The 5,176-nt window shown below is 60.4% G+C and carries 4 protein-coding genes and 1 pseudogene; all 5 read left to right on the forward strand.

The annotated features are described in order from the left end of the window. Positions 1-270: 270 nt before the first annotated feature. Positions 271-1,000: pseudogene (locus WH91_RS25570) on the forward strand (integrase core domain-containing protein); the annotation flags it as partial. A 416-nt stretch (positions 1,001-1,416) separates the two neighbouring features. After that, complete coding sequence (locus tag WH91_RS18550) at positions 1,417-2,847, forward strand: O-antigen polysaccharide polymerase Wzy (protein WP_046172507.1); 1,431 nt, start codon at positions 1,417-1,419, stop codon at positions 2,845-2,847. Positions 2,848-3,047: 200 nt separating this feature from the next. After that, positions 3,048-3,395, forward strand: a complete 348-nt coding sequence (gene tnpA, locus WH91_RS18555; protein ID WP_052952964.1) for an IS66-like element accessory protein TnpA — start codon at positions 3,048-3,050, stop codon at positions 3,393-3,395. Next, a complete protein-coding gene (gene tnpB, locus WH91_RS18560; protein ID WP_046172509.1) occupies positions 3,392-3,739 on the forward strand; it encodes an IS66 family insertion sequence element accessory protein TnpB in 348 nt (115 codons plus the stop codon). Before tnpA ends, tnpB begins: the two co-directional genes overlap by 4 nt. Positions 3,740-3,811: 72 nt before the next feature. Continuing rightward, positions 3,812-5,176, forward strand: a 1,365-nt coding sequence (gene tnpC / locus WH91_RS18565; protein ID WP_046172510.1) for an IS66 family transposase, incomplete at its 3' end; no start/stop codon positions are given.

Consider the following 5,176-nt stretch of genomic DNA (forward strand, 5'->3'; position numbering starts at 1 on the left):
CTCCTCGAACCTATCGGCAATATCCCGCCAGCGGAAGCTGAGGCAAACTTCTACGCGGCACTGGAACAAACGGCCATGGCCGCATAACTTATACCAAACAGCCTCCGGAATTCCCGGCGCGGTTCAGCGCCCGTAGGCTCGCCGCACTGTAATCAACCCGAAGCCCTACCGCCGCCGCCATCGCAAACCTCCCGTGGTTTGCGAATCTGAATCAGACTTCAACTCGTTTGGGAATCCCCCGTGAGTCAGAATCCAAGGGATTTGGTATTAGTGGTGACGCCCGACGCGAAGCGAGATGCAGTGGGTTCATGCCTGCCTGGTGCATGGGTGAGCCAGCGGCGGGCGTGTGAAGCTGTTGAAGTTGATCGATCGATCGTGCGGTATCGCAGCACGAGGCCTGCCGACCTGGAACTGCGGGAAGCGATGAAGGCCGTGGCGTCGGAACGACCCCGGTTTGGCTATCGCGCATCCACGCGATGCTGCAGCGGCAGGGGATCGCGATGAACCTCAAAAAGCTCAGGCGGCTGTACAGCGAGAAGAGGCTTCAGGTCCGCAAGCGCGGCGGTCGCAAGCGTGCGCTGGGCAAAAGGCGCCCATGATCGTGCCAGATCGGCCCAACCAGCGCTGGAGCCTGAACTTTGTCGGCGATGCCTTCACCGATGGTCGCCGCTGGCGGGTGCTGACCGTGGTGGACGCTCTGCTCGCCGATACATCGCTGTCCGGGCGACGGGTGGTGCGCGAGCTCGACGCCATCATCGCCAGACGCGGTCGTCCGATGACGGTGGTCAGCGACAACGGCACCGAGTTTACCAGCATGGCGATCCTGCGCTGGTCCCAGGACCGGCAGATCGACTGGCACTATATTGCTCCTGGCAAGCCGACGCAGAACGGCTTCATCAAGAGCTTCAACGGCAGTTTCCGCGATGAATGCCTCAACGAGACGCTCTCGTTGATACCTGAGGCTCGCGACCGGATCAGCGCATGGAAGGAGGACTACAACATCAACCCAAGGACTCTCCTCAAAACCGGAGGGAACTTGGGGCTCAGGTCAGCGTTCTTCTGTATCTTTGTGGGGCGACTTGGCTTCCTGGAGGGTTCACTGGCGTCGATGTTTTCTTTGTCATTTCGGGATTTCTATTCACGTCGATCATTTCAGAGAGATGACCGAAGGCACGTTTTCGATCCCAGGCTTTTACGAGCGGCGCGTCCGGCGCATCGTCCCGGCGATGCTCGTCGTCATAGCGACAACACTTATAACGTTGGGTCTCTTATTTAACATGGTTAAATCAAGTATCGCCTGTTCGACCAAGGCAGGTTTAATGCACAGATTTGTGCCAACCGAGAAAAACTGTACTATTTGGGGTGTGCTGTTATGACGGCACGGTTAATCGGGGTGGGATATTTAGCGCACTTGCGATGGGCGCCTATTTTCAGACGAGATTTTTTGCCGCGGACCTGTCGCTAGACGATGCTGAGGCGATCGCATCATGGCAGTTCATAGCAGCTATTGCGGCTATGGTTGCCACCGCCTACTGGCTTCACAAAACCCTGATCCAGCCATACATTTTGTTTCTGATGACCACGACACTATTCATCGGAGGACGACTGGTCTCATACGTCCTTGGTTACAGGGGGGATCCTGTATTTGCAATGGCCAACCAAACAGTGGACATTGCGTCGGCAACAGCCGCAGGAGCTGTTGCTCTTATGTCTACCGTGATGCCTGCGATACTTTCGATACATTCGGGCTATCTGCTTTTCTGGGCGTTCAGGGCTGAGGCCAGAGACCTATCTGCTCCGACACCATCCACATTGCAGCGCTCCCTGTGCTGGCCCGCCGTGACGCTTCTACTGGTCGCGTTCCCGCTCGCCGTTTACGGGATAGTTCAGCAACTAGTTGCCTCCCGCATCGATGGCTATATGGCAGCTTACGCACAAACGTCTGAATTCGGTACGCGCTGGGGAACGATTGGGCAGTATGGGCTGATAATCTCCCTTGGCTTAGCATTCGCAGCTGGCAATAGAACTATCCAGTGGCTGTGCATCATTGCACTTGGAATGGTTTCGGCGGTGGCCTTCCTGATAGGCATCAGATCCAGCTTTATCGCGTTCGTTATTCTATTTGCGTGGTTCATTCACAAGCGCGTCTGGAGGATACCCACATGGGCCGCAGTGATGCTGCCTGTCGTCTGCGTTGTTCTGGCTCAAGCAGCGCTCGCGTTTAGCTCAAGGACGGACACGGCTGTCAGCCAGGAGGTCGCAGACAGCGCGGAAGCGCGCGTCGAGTTTTTTCTTGAGAGCATCCAGCCAAATGCAGCACTTTGGTTTGCAAGGTCTCAGGGCTCGACACTGTTATATTTCCCGCTCGCACTTGACGCAGCCCCCTATCCCTGGCCCGCTTTCGTGCAAACCTTCCTCCCAGGCTTCGGCGCTGTGTCATCGATGGCCGGGGCTCGCCGTCCCCTGAGCGACCTGTATTTTGCCCAGCACATGGCGAAACAAACCATACCTGACGGCTATGCCAAAGGCGAAGGACTGGGCTGGTCTATCATAATGGATTTTATCGTGTTCGGGTTCAGCAATCCGCTGGCTATCGTGCTGATAGGGGCTGGATTTGGGTTTGCTTTCGCAATGCTGATCTGGCTGTCTGGTGTGAACGCGATCTGGTTTGGCGCGCTGGCAATGCTTCTGCCCAAGATTGTACTTTTGCCACGCGCCGGGCTTTACAGCATTTTTCCCTATCTATTCGCCTTTTTGGCAATCGTGGCGGGGTGGTGGGTGCTTAGTCGCCTTGTTCGCAAAGGTGATCTCAGTCGCGGACCCAAAAAAGTTATCCGCGCTACTTAAAGTGGTGGGCGCAAGATCGTTGCTTCTAAGGTTCATTCGCGCGACAGGGTACGTTGTCGGGGACGATGTAGCCAATGTTTGGCAGACTGGTTTGACGTTATTTCCAACGTAAGCCTCCGGTGAGGGCCGCCTTGCGATAGTGGTGCCTGGCACTGATGCTGCGCTCATAAGGACGCAGTTAAGAGCGCAGCATAATGCATATGACGGTTATTTCGGGCCCTGAGCGCCGGCGTCGCTGGAGCGCTGCGGAGCGGGAAGAGATTGTGTTGGCGTCGCTTGCGCCTGGCGCGGTGATTGCCGAGATCGCGCGGCAGTTCGATGTGTCCACCAGTTTGATCTACAAGTGGCGCCGCGACGCCCAGCAGCCCGGCGCGGTGTTTGTGCCCGCCGTCATGGCCGAGGACGAAGGTTCGATGCCGGACGTGCTCAGGGATGGACGTGCAGATAGTCCAGTGATCCGGCTCAAACTGGCCGGAGGGACGACGATGAGCATTGCGGCGACGGCGCCCGCTCGGCTGGTGCTGGCGGTGCTGCGGGCGCTGCGATGATCCCGGTTCGCTCCGATGTCCGCGTGTGGCTGGCCAGCGGCCATACCGATATGCGCAAGGGGATGGGTGGCTTGGCGCGCCTGGTCCAGGAAGGGCTGGGGCGGGACCCGTTTGCCGGGGACGTGTTCGTGTTTCGGGGTCGCAACGGGTCGCTGATCAAGGCGCTCTGGCATGATGGCATCGGTCTGTCGCTGTATGCCAAGCGGCTGGAGCGCGGGCGCTTCATCTGGCCCTCCACGATGGGCGGCGCGGTGCATTTGAGCGGCGGCCAGATGAGCTATCTGCTCGAAGGGATCGACTGGCGCAACCCGCAGCAGAGCTGGCGTCCGACGCGGGCGGGATAGGCGGGCATTTTTCCCTGATGTAGGGGCATTTTTCGCTTCACGCCCGGGGCTGGCTATGATTCCATCATGGTCATGCAAGCCAGCGTTTCGCCCGTTCCAGATGATATCGAAGCGCTCAAGGCGGCACTGGCGGCCGCGCGGACAGAGGCTGCGACAGCCAGGGCCGAGCCAGCAACTGTTCAGGCTGAGCGGTCTGACGACCAGGCGCTGATCGCCCATCTCAAGCTGCAGATCGAGAAGCTCAAGCATCAGCTCTATGGCACCAAGGCCGAGCGTGGCAGCCGCCTGCTGGATCAACTTGAGCTTCAGCTTGAGGAGTTGCAGGCCACGGCCAGCCAGGATGAGGCGGCAGCCCAGTCGGCAGCCCGCAAGGTCGCCGATGCACCCGGCTTTGAACGCCGTCGCCCATCGCGCCAGCCGTTCCCCGAGCATCTGCCGCGCGAGCGCATCATCATTGCTGCGCCGTGTGCCTGTCCAGCCTGCGGGGGAACCCGGTTGAGCCGGATAGGTGACGACGTCACCGAGACGCTCGAGGTGATCCCGCGCCAGTGGAAGGTCATACAGACGGTGCGCGAGAAGGTCGCCTGCCGCGACTGCGAGAAGATCAGCCAGCCACCGGCGCCGTTCCATGTGGTGGCCCGCGGCTGGGCTGGCCCCAGTCTGCTGGCGATGATGCTGTTCGAGAAGTATGGGCAGCACCAGCCGCTCAACCGGCAGGTTGAGCGCTATGGCCGTGAAGGGGTGCCGCTGAGCCTGTCGACCCTGGCCGACCAGGTTGGTGCGGCCGCCGCCGTGCTTGAGCCCTTGCATCATTGGCTTGCGGCCCATGTCATGGGCGCCGAACGGCTGCACGGGGACGATACCACCGTGCCGGTGCTGGCCAGGGGCAAGACGGCAACGGGCCGGATCTGGACCTATGTGCGGGACGATCGCCCCTTTGGTGGCCCAGCCCCGCCAGCAGCGCTGTTCTTCTATTCGCCCAACCGCGCCGGCGAACATCCAAGGCAGCATCTGGTCCACTGGTCCGGCATCCTGCAGGCCGATGCCTATGGCGGCTATGCCCGGCTCTATGACGCCGGTCGCCAACCTGCGCCGATCATCGAGGCGGGCTGCTGGAGCCATGCGCGCCGTGCCTTCTTCGTGCTGGCAGATCTCGAGGCCAGTGCCCGGCGCAAGGCGGGCGGCAAGATGCCGGCGCCGATATCCCCGCTCGCCCGCGAGATCGTGCAGCGCATGGATCGCCTGCTTGAGGTCGAACGCTCCATCAACGGCCACTCATCGCAAGACCGCCTCATGACCCGGCGCGCGCTCAGCGCACCATTGGTGGACGAGCTCGAAGCCCTGATGCTCAAGCACCGCCCCGGCCTATCGCGCCACGACGATCTGGCCAAAGCCATGGACTATATGCTCAAGCGCTGGCCGGTGTTCACCAGGTTC

Origin of the sequence: Devosia psychrophila (assembly GCF_000971275.1) — a bacterium.
GTDB lineage: Bacteria > Pseudomonadota > Alphaproteobacteria > Rhizobiales > Devosiaceae > Devosia > Devosia psychrophila.

Coding starts and splice junctions, on each gene's coding strand:
- tnpB (WP_046172509.1), top strand. CDS start 3,392: ATGATCCCGGTTCGCTCCGATGTCCGCGTGTGGCTGGCCAGCGGCCAT.
- tnpA (WP_052952964.1), top strand. CDS start 3,048: ATGACGGTTATTTCGGGCCCTGAGCGCCGGCGTCGCTGGAGCGCTGCG.
- WH91_RS18550 (WP_046172507.1), top strand. CDS start 1,417: ATGGGCGCCTATTTTCAGACGAGATTTTTTGCCGCGGACCTGTCGCTA.